At 64.3% G+C, this 19313-nt stretch carries 14 protein-coding genes; 3 read left to right on the forward strand and 11 right to left on the reverse strand.

The features are described 5' to 3' along the window. Positions 1 to 81: 81 nt before the first annotated feature. From AC1TXO_RS18060 to AC1TXO_RS18080, 5 genes are all read right to left on the reverse strand, one after another. The gene (locus AC1TXO_RS18060) at positions 82 to 894 is read right to left on the reverse strand and encodes an OmpA family protein (RefSeq protein WP_486403006.1); all 813 of its coding nucleotides are present in this window, start codon (positions 892 to 894) and stop codon (positions 82 to 84) included. After that, positions 891 to 1244 carry a DUF4398 domain-containing protein gene (locus tag AC1TXO_RS18065; RefSeq protein WP_486403007.1) on the reverse strand — a complete coding sequence of 118 codons (354 nt, stop codon included), beginning with the start codon at positions 1242 to 1244 and terminating at the stop codon, positions 891 to 893. Before AC1TXO_RS18065 ends, AC1TXO_RS18060 begins: the two co-directional genes overlap by 4 nt. A 9-nt stretch (positions 1245 to 1253) precedes the next feature. Further along, entirely contained in the window at positions 1254 to 2075 is an 822-nt protein-coding gene (locus AC1TXO_RS18070; RefSeq protein ID WP_486403008.1) for a substrate-binding periplasmic protein, read from the reverse strand. Positions 2076 to 2158: 83 nt separating this feature from the next. Next, positions 2159 to 3088: an electron transfer flavoprotein subunit alpha/FixB family protein gene (locus tag AC1TXO_RS18075; protein ID WP_486403009.1), complete on the reverse strand. Its 930-nt coding sequence runs from the start codon at positions 3086 to 3088 to the stop codon at positions 2159 to 2161. After that, on the reverse strand, positions 3089 to 3838 hold the full coding sequence (locus AC1TXO_RS18080) for an electron transfer flavoprotein subunit beta/FixA family protein (RefSeq protein ID WP_486403010.1): 750 nt from the start codon (positions 3836 to 3838) through the stop codon (positions 3089 to 3091). It lies immediately after the preceding gene. A gap of 540 nt (positions 3839 to 4378) precedes the next feature. Between AC1TXO_RS18080 and AC1TXO_RS18085 the strand changes: the two genes are divergently transcribed. Next, positions 4379 to 6043: an electron transfer flavoprotein-ubiquinone oxidoreductase gene (locus AC1TXO_RS18085; protein ID WP_486403011.1), complete on the forward strand. Its 1665-nt coding sequence runs from the start codon at positions 4379 to 4381 to the stop codon at positions 6041 to 6043. Between the two features lie 71 nt (positions 6044 to 6114). Here the strand turns inward: AC1TXO_RS18085 and AC1TXO_RS18090 are convergent, their stop codons facing one another. The 5 genes from AC1TXO_RS18090 to AC1TXO_RS18110 form a co-directional block, all read right to left on the reverse strand. Next, positions 6115 to 7926 (reverse strand): ABC transporter ATP-binding protein/permease, encoded by a 1812-nt coding sequence (locus tag AC1TXO_RS18090; protein ID WP_486403012.1) that lies wholly within the window; start codon positions 7924 to 7926, stop codon positions 6115 to 6117. A 158-nt stretch (positions 7927 to 8084) separates the two neighbouring features. Beyond that, positions 8085 to 8288, reverse strand: coding sequence for a formate dehydrogenase subunit delta (locus AC1TXO_RS18095; protein WP_486403013.1), 204 nt, complete (start codon positions 8286 to 8288; stop codon positions 8085 to 8087). Next, positions 8285 to 11173, reverse strand: a complete 2889-nt coding sequence (fdhF, locus tag AC1TXO_RS18100) for a formate dehydrogenase subunit alpha (protein WP_486403014.1) — start codon at positions 11171 to 11173, stop codon at positions 8285 to 8287. Before fdhF ends, AC1TXO_RS18095 begins: the two co-directional genes overlap by 4 nt. After that, positions 11170 to 12720 carry a formate dehydrogenase beta subunit gene (locus AC1TXO_RS18105; RefSeq protein ID WP_486403015.1) on the reverse strand — a complete coding sequence of 517 codons (1551 nt, stop codon included), beginning with the start codon at positions 12718 to 12720 and terminating at the stop codon, positions 11170 to 11172. Before AC1TXO_RS18105 ends, fdhF begins: the two co-directional genes overlap by 4 nt. After that, a complete protein-coding gene (locus AC1TXO_RS18110) occupies positions 12717 to 13199 on the reverse strand; it encodes a formate dehydrogenase subunit gamma (RefSeq protein WP_486403016.1) in 483 nt (160 codons plus the stop codon). The genes AC1TXO_RS18105 and AC1TXO_RS18110 overlap by 4 nt, the downstream gene beginning before the upstream one ends. A gap of 461 nt (positions 13200 to 13660) precedes the next feature. Between AC1TXO_RS18110 and AC1TXO_RS18115 the strand changes: the two genes are divergently transcribed. Further along, the gene (locus tag AC1TXO_RS18115) at positions 13661 to 16978 is read left to right on the forward strand and encodes a type III effector HrpK domain-containing protein (protein ID WP_486403017.1); all 3318 of its coding nucleotides are present in this window, start codon (positions 13661 to 13663) and stop codon (positions 16976 to 16978) included. Positions 16979 to 17082: 104 nt separating this feature from the next. On the opposite strand, the gene AC1TXO_RS18120 is transcribed toward AC1TXO_RS18115, so the two are convergent. Further along, positions 17083 to 18144: a linear amide C-N hydrolase gene (locus AC1TXO_RS18120; RefSeq protein WP_486403018.1), complete on the reverse strand. Its 1062-nt coding sequence runs from the start codon at positions 18142 to 18144 to the stop codon at positions 17083 to 17085. A gap of 358 nt (positions 18145 to 18502) precedes the next feature. Between AC1TXO_RS18120 and AC1TXO_RS18125 the strand changes: the two genes are divergently transcribed. Continuing rightward, positions 18503 to 19312, forward strand: a complete 810-nt coding sequence (locus tag AC1TXO_RS18125) for an alpha/beta fold hydrolase (RefSeq protein ID WP_486406859.1) — start codon at positions 18503 to 18505, stop codon at positions 19310 to 19312. Position 19313: the final 1 nt, after the last annotated feature.

Consider the following 19313-nt stretch of genomic DNA (forward strand, 5'->3'; position numbering starts at 1 on the left):
GAATAGTCGACATTACACTTGCTTGGCAGCGGCGAACAGACGAACCGTCGGCGCGGGTGCCAGGCAGCACCCGCACAGCACTCAGCGTGGCGGCGTGAGCTTGCCCTTCTCGTCGGAGAAGACGATTTCCACCCGGCGGTTCTGCGCCCTGCCCCGCTCCGAGGCGTTGACCTCGACCGGATACTGGTCGCCGTAGCCCTCGACCTCGATGCGCTTCTCGTCGATGCCCAGGTCGACCAGCATGTCGGCCACCGACTGCGCGCGATCACGCGACAGCTTGAGGTTGTCCTCGGCGGCACCGGTGCTGTCGGTGTAGCCTTCGATGCGCACCACGCGACGCGGATTGAGCTGGAGGAACTGCACCAGCTTGAGCACCGTGCGGCTGGCCGAGCTCTTGAGCTCGGCCTCGCCGGTATCGAAAAGCACGTCTCCCAGGGTCATCACCAGGCCACGATCGGCCTGCTCGGAAGCCAGGGCGGCGATCTGCGATTCGACCCACTTGCCCTGCTGCTGCACGCTCGCCAGCTTGGCCTCGCGCAAAGCCAGTTGCAGGCGCTGGCGCTCGAGGTCGAGCTTGGCCAGGCGCTCCTGGTTCAGCGCCAGGTTGGCGTGCTCGCGGGCGATCTCGCTGTAGCGCTGGCTGAGGTAGGCGTAATGCCGTACGTCGGCACCGCTGCCGATGTAGCTGGCCAGACGCTCGGCACGCGCCAGCGACTCGCCGGCCCGGATCACGTCACGCGGCGCGCTGCGCAGCACATCCGAGTTGTCCTTGACCTTCTGGAAGGCGGCGCTGGCATCGTCCAGTGCCGACTCGCTGCGCTGGCTCGCGCACCCCTGCAGGCCGAGCAGCGCCAGCAACGCCAGGGCGGCGAAAGGCATCGAAGCACGACTCATGGCTGCGCCTCCAGTTGCTTGCGCAAACGCTTGATCCGCGACTCGGTCACTTTCAACTGCTCCTCGCTCTTTTGCGTCAGCACCTGGGCTTCGGCCAGGCGCGCATCCAGCTCAGCCTGCTCGGCGCGCATGCGCGCATCACGAAAGTCTTCGCTGGCCATGTTGGTCCTGGCCCGGGCGAATTTGTCTTCGGCCAGCTTGAACGCCTCGACCTGCTCGGTGGCGCCGACGGCCTTGGCCTGCTCCAGGGCCTGTTCGGACAGGCGCATCTGTTCGTGGGGGGCCGGATCATTGGCACAGCCGGCCAGGCCGACAAGGGCCAGGGCCAGGATCAGTGGTTGAGTTCTCACGCAATCTTCCTACTGTTTGGGGGCGTCCCCGGTCATCTGCATCTGCGCCTTCCAGCGCTCCACATTTTGCTGCAGCACCGCTTCGGAGGCGCCGGAGATCGGCAATTCTGTCAGCTTTTGCGCCAGTTGCCCACGCAACCAGGCATCGTTGCAGGCCGAATTGTGCGAGACCGCCAGATACAGCCCTGGGCGGTCCACCGGCAGGCCACGTGCAACCAGATCATTGCTCATGCCCAGGCTCTGGGTCATGGCCATCCCCGAGTAGCGCCCGGCCAGCACGTAATCGACCTGGCCCAGCACCAGCTTCTGGAAGGCCTGGGTGAGGTTCTGCGCCGGCACCAGCTTGAGCTGGGCCTTGGCGAAGGCGTCGAAGGCCGGGGTCAGCCGGGCCTTTTCGGACAGGCTGCCCTTGTACCGGGCAAGGTCTGCCGGCCCGTCGAAATCCACGGTCGAGTCGTGGCGGGTCCACACCAGGTACTCATTGAGCTGCAGGGGTGGGTGGATGTAGTCCAGGGCGGTGAGCTGGGACACCTGCATCGGGGTGTCCAGCAGCAGGTCCATGCGCCCGCTGCGCACCTCTTCCAGCGCCTGCTCGCGGCGCCCGGCATGCAGTACCTCCACTCTCACCCCAAGCTCGCCCGCCACCTGGCGCAGCAGGTCGACGTTGGCACCGATCAGGTGCCCGGGGTCTTTCGGATCCTGCCAGGAGTACGGCGGTGCATCAGGGCTGCCGGTGGCCACCAACTTTTCACACTTGCCGGCGGCCATCGCCTGCGAGGATACCAAGGCCACCATGCAAGTCAGCAACCGACCCGTTCTGCCAAACGCCATTACCCTACTCCTTGCCAACCATGCAAAAAAAAGCCCGACCCCTGTCACGAGGGTCGGGCTTCTTTATAAGTGAAGCGCTCGGATCAGACCAGCTTTTCCAGCTCCGGCACCGCCTCGAACAGGTCGGCGACCAGGCCGTAGTCGGCTACCTGGAAGATCGGGGCTTCTTCGTCCTTGTTGATCGCAACGATCACCTTGGAGTCCTTCATGCCCGCCAGGTGCTGGATCGCGCCAGAGATACCGACGGCGATGTACAGCTGCGGCGCGACGATCTTGCCGGTCTGGCCGACCTGCATGTCGTTGGGCACGAAGCCTGCGTCGACCGCAGCGCGCGAAGCGCCGACAGCGGCGCCGAGCTTGTCGGCCAGGGCGTACAGGTGCTTGAAGTTGTCACCGTTGCCCATGCCGCGGCCGCCGGAAACGACGATCTTGGCGGCGGTCAGCTCTGGACGGTCGGACTTGGCCAGCTCTTCGCCAACGAAGGCCGACTTGCCGGCATCGTGGGCGGCGGCAACGGCTTCCACCGCAGCAGAACCCCCTTCGGCGGCCACGGCGTCGAAGCCGGTGGTACGCACGGTGATGACCTTGATCGCAGCGCTCGATTGCACGGTGGCAATGGCGTTACCGGCATAGATCGGGCGCTTGAAGGTGTCGGCGGATTCGACCGAGACGATCTCGGAGATCTGGTCGACGTCCAGCAGCGCGGCAACGCGCGGCAGGATGTTCTTGCCGTTGGTGGTGGCCGGGGCCAGCACGTGGCTGTAGCCCTTGGCCAGTTCGACGATCAGCGGCGCCACGTTTTCCGGCAGGGCGTGGGCGTAGGCGGCATTGTCAGCGACCAGCACCTTGGCAACGCCGGCGATCTTGGCAGCAGCCTCGGCTACGCCACCGACGTTCTGGCCTGCGACCAGCACGTGGACGTCACCACCGATCTTGGCGGCGGCAGCGACAGTGTTCAGGGTGGCCGGGGCTACGGCACCGTTCTCGTGTTCAGCGACAACCAGGATAGTCATTTAGATTACCTTCGCTTCGTTCTTCAGCTTCTCGACCAGTTCGGCCACCGACTTGACCTTGATACCGGCGCTGCGAGCCGCAGGCGCTTCGACTTTCACGGTCTTGTTGGTGGAGGCGGTGGAAACGCCCAGCGCATCCGGAGTGACGGTCTCCAGCGGCTTCTTCTTGGCCTTCATGATGTTGGGCAGCGACGCGTAGCGCGGCTCGTTCAGGCGCAGGTCGGTGGTGACGATCGCCGGCAGGTTCAGCGCGACGGTCTGCAGGCCGCCATCGATCTCGCGGGTGACGTTCAGCTTGTCGCCAGCCACTTCGACCTTGGAGGCGAAGGTGCCCTGGGCGTAGCCGGTCAGCGCGGCCAGCATCTGGCCGGTCTGGTTGTTGTCACTGTCGATGGCCTGCTTGCCGAGGATGACCAGCTGTGGCTGCTCCTTGTCGACGATGGCCTTCAGTGCCTTGGCCACGGCCAGGGAGTTCAGCTCATCGCTGCTCTCGACCAGGATGGCGCGATCGGCACCCAGTGCCAGGGCGGTACGCAGTTGCTCCTGGGCGGCGGTCGGGCCGACGGCCACGGCGACGATCTCGGTCGCCACGCCCTTCTCTTTCAGGCGTACGGCTTCTTCCACGGCGATTTCGCAGAAGGGGTTCATGGACATCTTGACGTTTGCAAGGTCGACGCCGGAGTTGTCCGCCTTGACGCGAACCTTGACGTTGTAGTCGACCACTCGTTTGACAGCTACAAGAACCTTCATGGATTCCTCGTTACTCTCCGGTGAAAAGAATGTCGCCTGGGGCGTGCCCGGCGAATGCGCGTGGGTACAAGGACACCTCTGAAAACGTTCCGGGTCGAGCGAAATTTGCCGTGACCGATCAGTCTTGTCGCGACTTGCGCGGCAAAACCCGCGGGTCATTTTCTGTCGTGGCGTGTAGACTCCACTACAAAAAGGGTTTCGGCCCGTAATCCCTGCTCTACACCTGGTTTTTAGAGGTGCACCTGCGCCCGACGGTCAGCCTACGGCGAGCGTAAAACCGCTCGTATCTTGACCGTAACACCCAATCCGGTCAATACGGCAAATTGGCCAGCCTCCAGCCGCGCTCCTGTGATTTTACTGGGCTGCGGCAAATTCAAACAAACGTTTGTATTGGACCCGCCAAGTGGTGTAGATATAATGCGCGGCCAAGACAAAACGGTGTAGTCCGCCACCGGCACGGCTACAGCTGCCCCGACCGTGAGCGGGCATCCGACACCCATAAGACAAGCAATACGATGAGCCTTGAGTAGGAGAGAACCTGTGGAACGCGAATACATGGAATTCGACGTGGTCATCGTCGGCGCAGGCCCGGCGGGCCTGTCCGCCGCCTGCCGCCTGAAGCAGAAGGCCGCCGAAGCCGGTAACGAGATCAGCGTCTGCGTGGTCGAGAAAGGCTCCGAGGTCGGCGCCCACATCCTCTCCGGCGCAGTCTTCGAGCCCCGTGCGCTGAACGAACTGTTCCCCGACTGGAAGGAACTCGGCGCGCCGCTGAACACCGAGGTCAAGCGCGACGACATCTACGTGCTCAAGGACCAGGGCAGTTCGGTCAAGGTGCCGGACCTGTTCGTGCCCAAGACCATGCACAACCAGGGCAACTACATCATCTCGCTGGGCAACCTGTGCCGCTGGCTGGCCCAGCAGGCCGAGAACCTGGGTGTGGAAATCTACCCGGGCTTCGCCGCCCAGGAAGCGCTGTTCGACGACAACGGCGTGGTGCGCGGCATCGTCACCGGCGACCTGGGTGTGGACCGTGAAGGTCAGCCCAAGGACGGCCTGTACACCCCGGGCATGGAACTGCGCGCCAAGTACACCCTGTTCGCCGAGGGTTGCCGTGGCCACATCGGCAAGCAGCTGATCAAGCGCTTCGACCTGGACAGCGAGGCCGACGTGCAGCACTACGGCATCGGCATCAAGGAAATCTGGGAAATCGACCCGGCCAAGCACGAACAGGGGCTGGTGGTGCACACGGCCGGCTGGCCACTGGATGTGGTCAGCGCCGAGAACACCGGCGGCTCGTTCCTCTATCACCTGGAGAACAACCAGGTGGTGGTGGGCCTGATCGTCGACCTCTCCTACGCCAACCCGTACCTGTCGCCGTTCGACGAGTTCCAGCGCCTGAAGCATCACCCGGTGATCAGCCAATACCTGGAAGGCGGCAAGCGTATCAGCTACGGTGCCCGCGCCATCTGCAAGGGCGGCCTGAACTCGCTGCCCAGGATGGTGTTCAACGGTGGCGCGCTGATCGGCTGCGACCTGGGCACCCTGAACTTCGCCAAGATCAAGGGCAGCCACACGGCAATGAAATCCGGCATGCTCGCCGCCGATGCAGTGGCCGACGCCCTGTTCGCCGGCAGCGAAGGTGGCGATGCGCTCAACAGCTACGTCGACGCGTTCAAGGCAAGCTGGCTGTATGAAGAGCTGTACGCCAGCCGCAACTTCGGCCCGGCCATGCACAAGTTCGGCCCACTGTTCGGCGCGGCGTTCAACTATGTCGACCAGAACTGGTTCGGCGGCAAGCTGCCCTTCACCCTGCACGACACCAAGCCGGACTACGCCTGCATGAAGCTGGCGGCCGAGGCGAAGAAGATCGATTACCCGAAACCGGACGGCAAGCTCAGCTTCGACAAGCTCAGCTCGGTATTCCTCTCCAGCACCAACCATGAAGAGGAACAACCCTGCCACCTGAAGCTGACCGATCCGAACGTGCCGATCGCCACCAACCTGCCGCTATACGACGAGCCGGCCCAGCGCTACTGCCCTGCCGGGGTGTACGAAGTGGTTACCCAGGAAGACGGCAGCAAGCGTTTCCAGATCAACGCGCAGAACTGCGTGCACTGCAAGACCTGCGATATCAAGGATCCTTCGCAGAACATCACCTGGGTGACGCCTGAAGGCGCGGGTGGCCCCAACTACCCCAACATGTAAGGCCCGCACCACATGAAAAGGCCCCCTGGCAGCGATGCCAGGGGGCCTTTCTCATTCAACGCAGCGGATGCTCAGGACAGCACCACGGCCTCCTGCTCGAACAGCGCCCAACTGCCCTGCCCGTCCACCTCCAACCGGTGGCTGTGGAAGCTCGCCAGGGTGCTGCGGTGCCCGACACTGACCAGCAGGGTTTCCGGCATCTCGTTGCGCAGCAGCGAATAAAGGGCGTGCTCGAGCCCCTCGTCCATCGCCGAGGTGGATTCATCGAGAAACACCACGTGCGGCCGGTTGAACAGCACCCGGGCAAACGCCAGGCGCTGTTGCTCACCGATCGACAGGATGCGCGCCCAGTCGCAACGTTCCTCCAGACGCTCGGCCAGATGCACCAGGTTCACTTGCCGCAGGGCCTGCTGCATCCGCGCATCCTGCTCATGGGTGGCCTGAACCGGGTAGGCAATGGCCGTGCGCAGGTCGCCCAACGGCAGGTACGGCCGCTGCGAGAGGAACAGCGCCCGCTCGCCCACAGGCCGCGCCACCTCGCCTTCGGCATAGGGCCACAGCCCTGCCAGGGCCCGCAGCAAGGTGGTCTTGCCGCTGCCTGACGGGCCCTTGATCAACAGCGCCTGCCCGGCCTGCAGCTGGATGTTCAGGTCGGCGATCAGCGCGTGCCCATCTGGCCGGCGCACCTGCAGACCGGTGATATCCATGGCTCGCGGCAGGTCGCGGGTAGTGACCCGTGCCAGTTCGCTGGCCTGGCGGTTGGCGTCGAGAAAGCCGGTGAGACGGTCCAGGGTCGCGCGGTAGCTGGCGAAGGTGTCGTAGGACTCACGGAAAAACGACAGCGAATCCTGCACCTGTCCGAATGCCTGGGAGGTCTGCATCACATCGCCCAGCTTGATCGCGCCACTGAAGAACCGCGGCGCCTGCAGGATGAACGGGAAGACCACCGCCACCTGGCTGACGCCCAGGTTGAAGCCGTTGAACTTCAGGCCCCGCCAGACCAGCGCCCAAGCGTTACCGATCAAGGCGAAGAAACGCCCGAGCAACGTTGCGCGCTCGACCTGCGCGCCCTGGTAGAACGCGATGTTCTCGGCATTCTCGCGCAGGCGCATCAGCGCATAGCGGAAGTTCGCCGTGAGTTTCTCGTTGAGGAAGTTCAGGCGAATCAGCGGCTGGCCGAGACGGAAGGCGATCCAGGTAGCGATCAGCACGTAGACGTACACCGCGAACACCATGGCCCGTGGCACCTCGACCCCGGCCACCGCCAGCGGCGCCGACAGCCCCCAGAGAATGCCGGTGAACGCCACCAGCGACACCAGCGCGCTCACCGCCCCCAGCGCCAGCGATAGCGAACCGGATACGAAGGCGTTGACGTCCAGCTCGATACGCTGGTCCGGGTTGTCCACCGGCTCCTCGAGGAATTGGCCACGGTAGTAGGCGTCGCCGCGCATCCAGTCGGCCGTCAGGCGCTCGGTCAGCCAGACCCGCCAGTGGATGTTGAACGATTGGGTGACGTAGGCGTTGAACAGGGTCCGCAGCACATGGATGCTCGCCAGCATCGCGAAGACCCCGAGCAGGTACCAGAACGCCGTCTGGTCCAACCCCTGCAGGGCGCTGTAGAAACCGTTGTACCAGAACGAGAACAGCACGTTCATGCGCACCGAGAACAGTGCCAGGAACAACAACAGCGCAAACACCAGCAACGGCCGCCAGCTGCGCCTGAAGCTGAAGTACTCGCCCGCCAGTTGCCAGAACTGCTGGCCCCAGCGGGTGAAGCGCACCGCCAGGGCGGCGGCAGCGGTAAAGGTCACGAGGGTGATCAGTGATGCGACGGCAAGCCAGCTCAGGCTCTCCTGCAGGGCCTGGTGCCAGTTCATTTCCATGGTGGGGTTTTCCCGGTGGCCAGTATTCACACGAGCCTAGCACCGGGCGGAGGTCGCCAGGATGACGGAGGTTTCATGTTGGGCGTGCCAGCCCGATCGCTGGGCTGGCCTCCAGATTTTGAACAAGACAGTTGCTCCCACTGGCACCACGGCGTCCGTTACCCCAGCGCCTCCCGCACCTTCGCATCGAGCCCCTCCCCGGCATTGGCCTCGATCCACTCGCTCAGCTGGCGGCGCATCGCCGGGGTCCAGAAACTCTGCAGGTGCTGCCGCACCCCCTGCACCGCCAGCGTGCGGTCCGGTTCGCTGTCGAAATAGTGGGCGATCTGGTTGGCCATCTTGACCAGGTTGTCACTGCTCATCGACGCACCTCGGCTTTCTCCTGGCCTTCGGCCTGGCGCCGCTCCTTGAGCAGGCGCTGCTGTTCGTCACTGAAATGCTGGTAGCGCTTCTGCCACTCCGAAGGCTGGAAGACCCGCACCACCTCCACGGCCGTGACCTTGTACTCGGGGCAGTTGGTGGCCCAGTCGGAGTTGTCGGTGGTGATCACGTTGGCGCCGGACTCGGGGAAGTGGAAGGTGGTGTACACCACGCCCGGCGCCACCCGTGCACTGACCCGCGCGCGCAGCACGCTCTGCCCTGAACGGCTGCCCACGCCAACCCAGTCGCCGTCGCTGATGCCACGGCTCTCGGCATCGCTGGCATGGATCTCCAGGCGGTCCTCGTCGTGCCAGGCGACGTTGTGCGTGCGCCGGGTCTGCGCGCCGACGTTGTACTGGCTGAGAATGCGCCCGGTGGTCAGCAGCAGCGGGTAGCGCGCGTTGACCTTCTCGTCGGTGGGCACGTAGCCGGTGAGCATGAAGCGCCCCTTGCCACGCACGAACTGGTCGATGTGCATGGTCGGGGTGCCGTCCGGTGCGGCGTCGTTGCATGGCCACTGCAGGCTGCCGTGCCGGTCGATCTCGGCGTAGCTGACGCGATGGAAACTCGGCGTCAGCCGTGCGATCTCGTCCATGATCTCGGACGGATGCCGGTAGTCCATGCGATAGCCCAGGGCGTTGGCCAGGGCCACCGTCGCTTCCCAGTCGGCCTTGCCGGCCAGCGGCTCCATCACCTTGCGCACCCGCGAAATGCGCCGCTCGGCGTTGGTGAAGGTGCCGTCCTTCTCCAGGAACGAGCTGCCCGGCAGGAACACGTGGGCGAACTTGGCGGTTTCGTTGAGGAAGATATCCTGCACCACCACGCACTCCATCGCCATCAGGGCCGCGGTGACGTGCTGGGTGTTGGGGTCGCTCTGGGCGATGTCCTCGCCCTGGCAGTACAGCGCCTTGAAACTGCCATCGAGCGCCGCTTCGAACATGTTGGGAATGCGCAGGCCCGGATCAGGCTGCAGGGTCACGCCCCAGGCCTGCTCGAACTCGCTGCGTACCGTCTCGTTGGAGATGTGCCGGTAGCCCGGCAGCTCGTGGGGGAACGAGCCCATGTCGCACGAGCCCTGGACGTTGTTCTGACCGCGCAGCGGGTTCACCCCCACACCCTCGCGCCCGATGTTGCCGGTGGCCATGGCCAGGTTGGCGATGCCCATCACTGCGGTGCTGCCCTGGCTGTGCTCGGTGACACCGAGACCATAGTAGATCGCCGCATTGCCGGCACCCGCATATAGCCGCGCAGCCTCGCGGATCTGCTCGGCGGGTACGCCGCAGATCGGCCCCAGCGCCTCGGGAGAATTTTCCGCCAGGCTGACGAACTCGCGCCAACGGCTGAACTCGGCGCTCTCGCAACGGGCGTCGATGAAGGCCTGGTCGAGCAACCCTTCGTCGACGATCACGTGGGCCAGGGCATTGAGCATGGCGACGTTGGTGCCCGGGCGCAGTTGCAGGTGCAGCTCGGCCCGGGCATGGGGTGAGTCGACCAGGTCGATCCGGCGTGGGTCGATGACGATCAGCCGTGCGCCCTGGCGCAGGCGGCGCTTGAGCTGGGAGCCGAACACCGGGTGGGCGTCGGTGGGGTTGGCGCCGATCACCAGGATCACGTCGGCCTGCATCACCGAGTCGAAACTCTGGGTCCCGGCAGACTCGCCCAGCGTTTGCTTCAATCCGTATCCGGTTGGCGAATGGCAGACCCGTGCGCAGGTGTCGACGTTGTTGTTGCCGAAGGCGGCACGCACCAGTTTCTGCACCAGGTAGGCCTCTTCGTTGGTGCAGCGGCTGGAGGTGATGCCGCCGATCGAGTCGCGCCCGTACTTGAGCTGGATGCGCCGGAACTCGCTGGCGGCGTGGCTCAACGCCTCGTCCCAGCTGACTTCCTGCCACGGGTCTTCGAGGCGCTTGCGGATCATCGGCGTGGTGATGCGGTCCGGGTGGGTGGCGTAGCCCCAGGCGAAACGCCCCTTGACGCAGGCATGGCCGTGGTTGGCGCCGCCGTTCTTGTCCGGGACCATGCGCACCAGTTCATCGCCCTTCATCTCGGCACGGAACGAGCAACCGACACCGCAGTAGGCGCAGGTGGTGATCACCGCGCGCTCCGGCTGGCCGAGGCGCACCAGGCTCTTCTCGGTCAGGGTCGCGGTCGGGCAGGCCTGCACGCAGGCGCCGCACGAAACGCACTCGGAGGCAAGGAAGTTGTCGCCGCCGGCAGCCGCCACCCGCGACTCGAAACCACGACCGCTGATAGTCAGGGCAAAGGTGCCTTGGATGTCTTCGCAGGCCCGCACGCAGCGGCTGCAGACGATGCACTTGCTGGGCTCGTAGTCGAAGTACGGGTTGGAAACGTCCTTGGCTTCGGCGAGGTGGTTGGCGCCGTCATACCCATAGCGCACCTCGCGCAGACCGACCTGGCCGGCGACGGTCTGCAGTTCGCAATTGCCGTTGGCCGAGCAGGTCAGGCAGTCCAGCGGATGGTCGGAGATGTACAGCTCCATGACGTTGCGCCGCAGGTCGGCCAGGCGCGGGGTCTGGGTGCGCACCACCATGCCGTCGCTGACCGGTGTGGTGCACGAGGCCGGGTAGCCGCGCATACCGTCGATCTCGACCATGCACATGCGGCACGAGCCGAAGGCTTCGAGGCTGTCGGTGGCGCACAGCTTGGGAATGCTGGTGCCCAGCAGCGCCGCAGCGCGCATCACCGAAGTACCAGCCGGTACGCTGATCGCCCGTCCGTCGATGTTCAGGCTGACCTGCACCTCGCTGTCACGGGCCGGCGTGCCCAGGTCGATGTCACTGCTGGCGGGATCGAAATAATGGATCATCGTGCGGCCTCCGGGCTGGCCAGACCGAAATCGGCGGGAAAGTGCTTGAGGGCGCTGGCCACGGGGTAGGCGGTCATGCCGCCCATGGCGCACAGCGAGCCGTACTGCATCGTGTCGCACAGGTCGCGCAGCAGGTGCGCCTGGTCCTCACGCGCGCCCGGATCGCTGGTGGCGATCAGGCGGTCGACCACCTCCATGCCACGGGTCGAACCGATCCGGCACGGGGTGCACTTGCCGCAGGACTCCTCGGCGCAGAACTGCAGGGCGAAGCGCGCCATCGCGGCCATGTCCAGGGTGTCGTCGGCGACCACCACGCCACCGTGCCCGATCATCGCGCCGATGGCGGCGAAGGCCTCGTAGTCCAGCGGGGTGTCGAACTGCGACGGCGGCACCCAGGCACCCAACGGGCCACCGATCTGCGCGGCTTTCAGGGGGCGACCACTGGCGGTGCCGCCGCCATAGCCTTCGATCAGCTCGCGCAGGGTCAGGCCGAACGCGCGCTCGACCAGCCCGCCTTGGCGTACGTTGCCCGCCAGCTGGAACGGCAAGGTGCCCAGCGACCGCCCCATACCGAAGTCGCGGTAGAAGGCGGCACCCTTGGCCAGGATGATCGGCACCGAGGCCAGGGTCAGGACGTTGTGCACCAACGTCGGCTGGCCGAACAGGCCTTCGAGCGCCGGCAGCGGCGGTTTGGCGCGCACGATGCCGCGCTTGCCTTCGATCGACTCCAGCAGCGCCGTCTCTTCGCCGCAGATGTAGGCGCCAGCGCCCACCCGCACCTCCAGCTCGAAGGCCACGCCGCTGCCGGTGACATCCAGGTAGCCCGCTTCACGGGCCAGCATCAGCGCCTCGTTGAGCACGCGGATGGCGTCGGGGTATTCGGAGCGCACATAGATGTAGCCCTTGCTCGCCCCCACGGCGAGGCCAGCGATGATCATGCCCTCGATCAGCAGGAACGGATCGCCCTCCATCAGCATGCGATCGGCGAAGGTGCCGGAGTCGCCTTCGTCGGCATTGCAGACGATGTACTTCTGCCCGGCCGGCGCCTGGCGCACGGTGCGCCACTTGATGCCCGCCGGGAACGCCGCGCCGCCGCGCCCGCGCAGGCCGGAATCGAGCACGGCGGCAACCACTGCATCGCCGTCCATCAGCGCCGCCTTGCGCAGCCCGTCGAAGCCGCCGTGGGCCTGGTAGTCGTCCAGCGACAACGGCCGGGTGATGCCGGCGCGGGCGAACAAAAGACGCTGCTGGGTCTTGAGGTAGGGGATCTGCTCGACCAGCCCCAGCGCCAGCGGATGCTCGCGGCCTTCGCTCAGGGCCTCCAGCAGGCCGGGCACATCCTCCGGCATGACCGGCCCGAAACCCAGGCGCCCTTCGGCGCTTTCCACTTCCAGCAGCGGCTCCAGCCAATACAGGCCACGCGAGCTGGTGCGGCGGATCTGCAACGGCAACTGCCGCTGCCCCGCTTCATGCTCGATCGCCTCGGCCAGCGCATCGGCGCCCACCGCGCGGGCCAGCGAATCGCAGGCAATACATAGCTTGATCATGCGCCCACCTCGCCCCGGCAGCGTTCGACCAGTGCCTGCAAGCGCTCAGGTGTGAGCCGCGCATGCACCTGACCGTCCAGTTCCAGCGCCGGAGAGCAGGCGCAGGCACCCAGGCAGTACACCGGGCGCAGGCTCAGCGAGCCGTCGGCACTGGTGCCGTGGTCGTCCAACCCGAGTTGTTCGCGCAGTTGCGCGGCCAGGGCTTCGGCGCCACGGCTGCGGCACGATTCGGCCCGGCACAGGCGCAGGGTATGGCGTGCCGGCGGCGAGGTGCGGAAATCGTGGTAGAAGCTGATCACCCCGCGCACCTCGGCAAGGCTCAGGTTCAGGGCGTGGGCAATCTCGGGGACGGCCTCGTCGGGTACATGGCCCAGGCCTTGCTGGATGGCATGGAGGATCGGCAACAGCGCACCGGGCACCTCCTTGTGGCTGTCCAGCACGCGCTGGATCAGCGGCAGGTCAAGCGTCTCGTCAGGCATACAGCGGACCTCGGCAACCCGGACCTCCCCGAGGGTGCGGGGAGGTGTCCGGCGGTGTTCTGCTGCGGCGCACCGGCCCTGTCACGGTCACAGGGTCGCGGTCGCCCTCCTCGCCCATGCCGGTGCGTCTGTGCGCACTCGGTACCTGGGCATCCTGACAAGCATGGCACCGATGCCAGTAAAGGGTAGCGTGCAAGCGACAGGGCACGTCCTGAAAGCGACGCTCGGGTGATTATCAGGCATGGCATTCAAAAACTTCACAACTTTTAACATTGTCAAATAATACAGGGCGCACAACCCGCAACTATTCACAACTTTCTCATGCACCCAACCAAACTTTCACCGCCGCGTTAAAACGATAATAAAATCACACTTCGCAATGTTATTTTACAACTTGAAACAAATATGACTTATTGCCTGCCTATCGTCGGAAGCCTCCCGCATCAACACGGTCCGGCACCATGAAAACCACGAACACCGACGCCCCCGGCTCAGCCTCTTCCGACAATCCCCTGGCCCGCTTCGAAACCGCAGTCACCCGCTCGCTTTCCAACTTCAAGGAAACGCCGGACACACCGCCCGCCGGCAACAAGCGCTTTGTCGTCGCCGCCACGGTCGACAACAAGAAAGAACAGGAAATCGCCGCCGCGCTGGCGACCAAAGACCCGGAAGTCATCAAGCACCTCAACGACCCGAACCTCGCCGATATCGGCAACACTGGCATTCCGCTGGCCAACATCGCCTCGATCACCAAGCTGTCCGACAACGTGCTCGACCTCAAGACCCGCGACGGCCGCGACATCGTCATCATCAAGCAGATGACCCCGTACCTGTTCGACGGCATGGCCGGCAAGACCGAAGCCGTCGACGCCCTGAACAAGAGCAAGGCCGAGGGCTACCGCATCGCCCAGGCCGGCGACGTGCCACCGGGCATGGACGACTACAAGTTCATCGGCCCGGCCGACGAGGTCGGCCCCGGCATGATCCGCTACGAAACCCAGTCCGGCGACAAGGTGATCGTCGCCAACGAGACCAACCACGCCCTGTTCGACCAGGTGAAAGCCGACGGCGAGTCGCTGGCCCTGATCAACAAGAGCGAGCAGGAAGGCTACCGCCTGGCCAGGGCCGACGAGCCAGCCGACGGCATCAAGGCCATCGGCACGCCCGAGGAACTGGGCCACGGCCTGATCCGCTACGAAACCGAAAGCGGCGAGAAGATCATCGTCTCCCAGGGTATCAGCCCGGACCTCTATGCCTCGATGAGCAAGGAGTCCAACGGCATCTTCGGCGTCGGCGGTGCCGTCGACACCAGCTGGATCGACAACTCCAAGTACGCCAGCGGCGTACGCGACTGGGACACCATCACCGGCAACAAGGGCGCCGACAAACCGTCCCAGGCCGAGAAAGACCTCGAGCGCCCGCGTGCCGCCTCGAAGATGCTCAGCGACAACTGGGACAAATGGGGCCTGCACGACCGCAAGATCGACTTCGCCAACCCGCCCAGCGACCTGCCGCCCGAGGCGCAGGCGACCCTCAAGTACCTGGCCGGCAGCCCGAGCCTGATGAACGCCCTGGACAGCGGCGGCCTGGGCAAGAGCGATGGCGTCATCACCCACGCCGATGTCGACAAGTTCATCAGCCAGTCGAACAAGGACCTGTCGGCGGCCTCCTCCGCCTACTCGAAATTTCTCTCGAAGAATCCGGACGCCTCGGACCTGGCCAAGGAAAACGCCAAGTCCGGTGCCATCGTCATGGCCAACATCTCGCTGGTCAGCAGCGCCGGCCCGGCCATGTGGGGCGACCACCAGCGTGCCAACAACGGCAGCCTGACCACCGACAACCTCAACGCGATCAAGTCCGACAGCGGCCTGAGCCCGGAGCTCACCGGTGCAGCCGGCTACTGGTCGAACCCGGGCATGTGGCGTGTGATGGACTCGGCCGGCGATCACCCGGCCACCGCGTCGTCCGACGGCATCGTCCAGCAGAAGAACATCGGCGCCTGGCTGGAAAACCAGGCGCCCAAGGATGATCACGGCGTGCTGATGATGCTCAGCAACGCCTCGATCCGCGGCTCGCTGACAGGGGTCGACACCTCCAAGCTGACCAAGGACGTGCTCGAGCACCCCGAGAACTACGACGGCAAGACCAAGGCCGCAGCGATGCTGGAGATCACCGATGCCCGCACGCGCCTGCAGGCCAGCGACAAGGTCGACGGCGACCTGTATGCCGGCATCACCGCCGACAGCCAGTATCACCTGAACCCGACCAAGTCCAAGGTCATGAAGCAACTGGACGACGCCATCACCAAACTGGGCACCGATGCCGACGTCAAGGCGTACCTGTCGGCCAACCAGGGCCCGGGCATGCGCGACATCATCAATGCCGACCCGGCCATGAAGAAGGCGCTGCAACACAGCCAGGATAGCCACATCAACAGCGGCGAGGTGATCAACACCGCCCTGGCCACCAAGGACGCCAACGGCAACCCGTTGTCGCTGCCCGACGCCCTGGCCCTGGCCGGCACCGATGCCACCCTGACCGACCTGGCGCTGGGCGGCGACGGCAACGTCGACCTGGCCTCGATCGCCGACAAGTCGGGCAAGTCCGGTGATATCGAGCAGTACTTCCGCGAGCACATCCTCAACGGCAAGGACCTCGAGGACGGCCTGTCCAAGGGCGGCGACCCGATGACCGTCATCGGCCAGTACGCCTCCAACGCCGCGCTGTTCAAGGAGTACCTCGGCGACAAGGTGACGCCGCAGGAAGCCTCGGAAGTGGGCCAGCGCATCAACCAGTCGGTGTCCGACTCGCTGATCGACGGCGCCGACAACAACACGCTCAAGGATATCTTCGGCGACGGCAACGGCAACTTCGATGAAAACAAGGCCAAGGCCATCATCGACAAGGCCATGGCCGACGACCCGGACATGTTCAAGGACGCCAGCGGCGCACCGATCCAGCCGCAGGATGTGATCTCGATGCTGCGCTCGGTGTGGGACACCAATCGCCAGGGCGAGAAGATCAGCGATGTGCTGCCCAAGTCGATCGACGGCCTGAAGCTCAATGTCAGCGAGTCCTACAAGCAGGGCCTGCTGCACATCGGCAGCGCCCTGCTGGCCGGCGGTGTGCTCGCCGCGCGTTCGGCCACCGGTGGCAACAGCCCGGCCGACAACGCTTCACGGGTTTCGGCAGGCATGCAGTTCGCCGGCCTGATCATCGAAGGCGGCACCAAGTACGCCAAGGAGGCCGGCTACGGCATGGTCTGGAAACCGACCCCGGTCGACCCGTCCAAGCCCGCACCGATCGGTGAGTTCCCGACCGGCAAGATGGTGCAGAACACCGACGGCATCAACCGCCTGGGCAACCTGGGCAAGGTCATCGGCGGCACGGGCAGCTTCATCGGCGGCGTGCTGGGCCTGATCAGCGGCGTCAACAGCGCGTTCTCCGGCGACAAGGTCGGCGCCGGCTTCTCGCTGACCACCGGCGCGCTGGGCACGGGTGCGGCGATCACCTCGATCATCGAAGGTGGCGCCGGCCTGTTCGGCCTGGCCGACGTGGGTGCCATCGCCGGTGCCTTCTCCGGGGTGCTGGGCTGGGCCACGGCAGGTATCGGGCTGGTGGCGGGGATCGTATTGCCGATCATCGAAGTGGCCAAGCGCGAGAAGATGCAGGACCAGTTCTTCGGTGAGCTCAAGCCGGTGCTGGACAAGTACGACCTCACCGGCGGACCGATCACTCAGGAAGATCACGACGAGGAATACAACTTCGCCTACGGTTGAAGTGGCTTTGCCTGACCGTTGAGGCGGGGCTGCGGCTTGGCCGGTGATTGCGGGCAGCGTGTATCTGCCCGCAATCGAGGCCGACATGCATCAATCAGGCACGATCATGCTTCCGCGCTCTGGAACTTGAAAGGATCGGACTCCTTGAAGTGCTCCGATACTTCTCCGGAGTAGACCTTGTTCTGGTTGGGCCCAAGGTCCAGCTTCCTGACCTTCCCGGTTTTATCGCTGAAATCCAGCTTGGTCAGGTCGACCCAGAACGTGTTGGGTGTCACTGCAGACTCGAAGAAGTACTGCTTCTGCTTGTGATCCGACACCGTGCGCCAACGAGTGGATGAGTTGTTGGGCTGGCCGGGCGTGACGATACCGTAGGGTACGGAAACGTTGCGTATCACACTGAACACGCTGGCAAGCGACGTTCGCGTATCCTCTTTGCCAGGCACTGCATGAACGTAGTGGGACGCTCGGACAAAACGGTCAACCGATGTACTGCCGCCGGGCAGGTCCTTCTTGCCGCCCGCCTGCCATGCCGCATAATCCGCCAACTGCTTTTCAAAGATCGGCGAGTTGGTCATCACTTGGTAAGCGCGATCATGATGAATGACCTGCTTGCCGCCAATGTACTCGATGATTGCACTGTCGCCAGACGCATCGGACAACGACAAGTGCAATGTCGCCGGTCGGTCCTGCTCGGGTACAGGCCCGGTCATCACGATGAAGGGTTCGGCCTTCAGCGCCTTGACCGCCTCATCGACAGTCTTGAAGTTGTCGAGCACATACTGCGCCCAGGCCGCGATCGTCAGCCCGGGCTTCTTACCGTCGCCCTTGGGATACTCCGACTCCGCCAGCCACAGCAGGTTGGCAGTCAAACCGGCCTCGTTCATGCCGTCGGTCGTGGAGTTGTCATAACCCGATGCAATGACACTGCCGTATCTGGAGGTCCACTCCACGGAGTTCTTCCCGGCCTCACCCTGACGCTTCATGCCCTTGGGGAAGACCCACAAGTTGGTCTGGACATCCCACGCCCAGTCCATCGAGCGCGCAGTGATGGTCTGGTTGTCATCGCCCAGGTAGACCAGGCGTGTGCAGGCGTGCGCGACGGGAAGCGTTGAACAGAAGCCCAGCAAGGCCAGTGCAACACCTTTTGCAGTACGAGACATTTTCATTCCTTTGACTCCCTGAAATTCCATTTGAAAACTGTCCATTGATCAATGATCACGCTGAAACCATCAACCGACTTTTGGGTTGAAGAAAACGCCAAAAGACAAATACAAGTTTCAGACCTCTCAACCATAGTTCAATGCCCCGACCCGTCAAGTCCGCCGCCTCCAGGCAGACTGCCCCAACGCATTTACAACTTACTGAATATAAAAGACGGGTTATAACCCCTGTCGGGCATACTCACGCAAACCATGAATCGCCCGCGCATCATAGGTTGGACCTATGACAGGATTCGCGGCTTCATATTTTACAAAAGAGCCTGCGGGCTCGACATTGGCGGCTCATTTAGAAGGAATCGCCACCGTGGCCGACACTGCTCGTTTCACTCACGAAAAACTGCCGTTGAGCATCGACGGTGTACAACTGGATCTGGCGCTGATCCACCGCTCCGGTCCCAAAGCCCCCATCCTCTTCCTGCATGGTTTCGGCTCCACCAAGGAAGACTATGCCGACATCACCTTGCAGAGCGCTTTCGATGGCCACCCCTTCATTGCCTACGATGCGCCGGGGTGTGGAGAAACCGAATGCAGCGACCTTGCGCGCATCGACATCCCCTTGCTGGTGAAAACCGCCCAAGCCGTCCTTGCCCACTTCGGCATCGACAGGTTTCACCTGGTGGGCCACTCCATGGGGGGCCTGACGGGGCTGATGCTCGCTCACGCAAATCCTGGACGCGTGCTGAGCTTCGTCAACATCGAAGGTAACATCGCCCCGGAGGATTGCTTCCTCAGCCGACAGATCCACGACCACAAGCGCGAGGACGATGCACGCTTCATGCGAGATTTCATCGAGCGCACGCGGCTGGCGGCAGATCCTGCCAGCGCGCTCTACGCGGCGAGCCTTGCGCACAAGGTGCGTACGGGGGCAGTGCGCGGGATCTTCGAGTCCATGGTCGAGCTGTCCGACAATGGTGCTCTCATGGAGAAGTTCCTGGCACTGCCATTTCCGCGCCAGTATCTGTTTGGCGCGAGCAACGCCCACCTTTCGTATCTGGACCATATCGCTGCCCAGGGCGTGCAACTGGCATGCATCCCCGATTGCGGCCACTTCCCGATGTACTCCAACCCGGCACTGATGTGGCGGCATATCAAGGCACTGCAAGCGTGCGTCTGAT

This window comes from Pseudomonas sp. FA117, assembly GCF_057370475.1.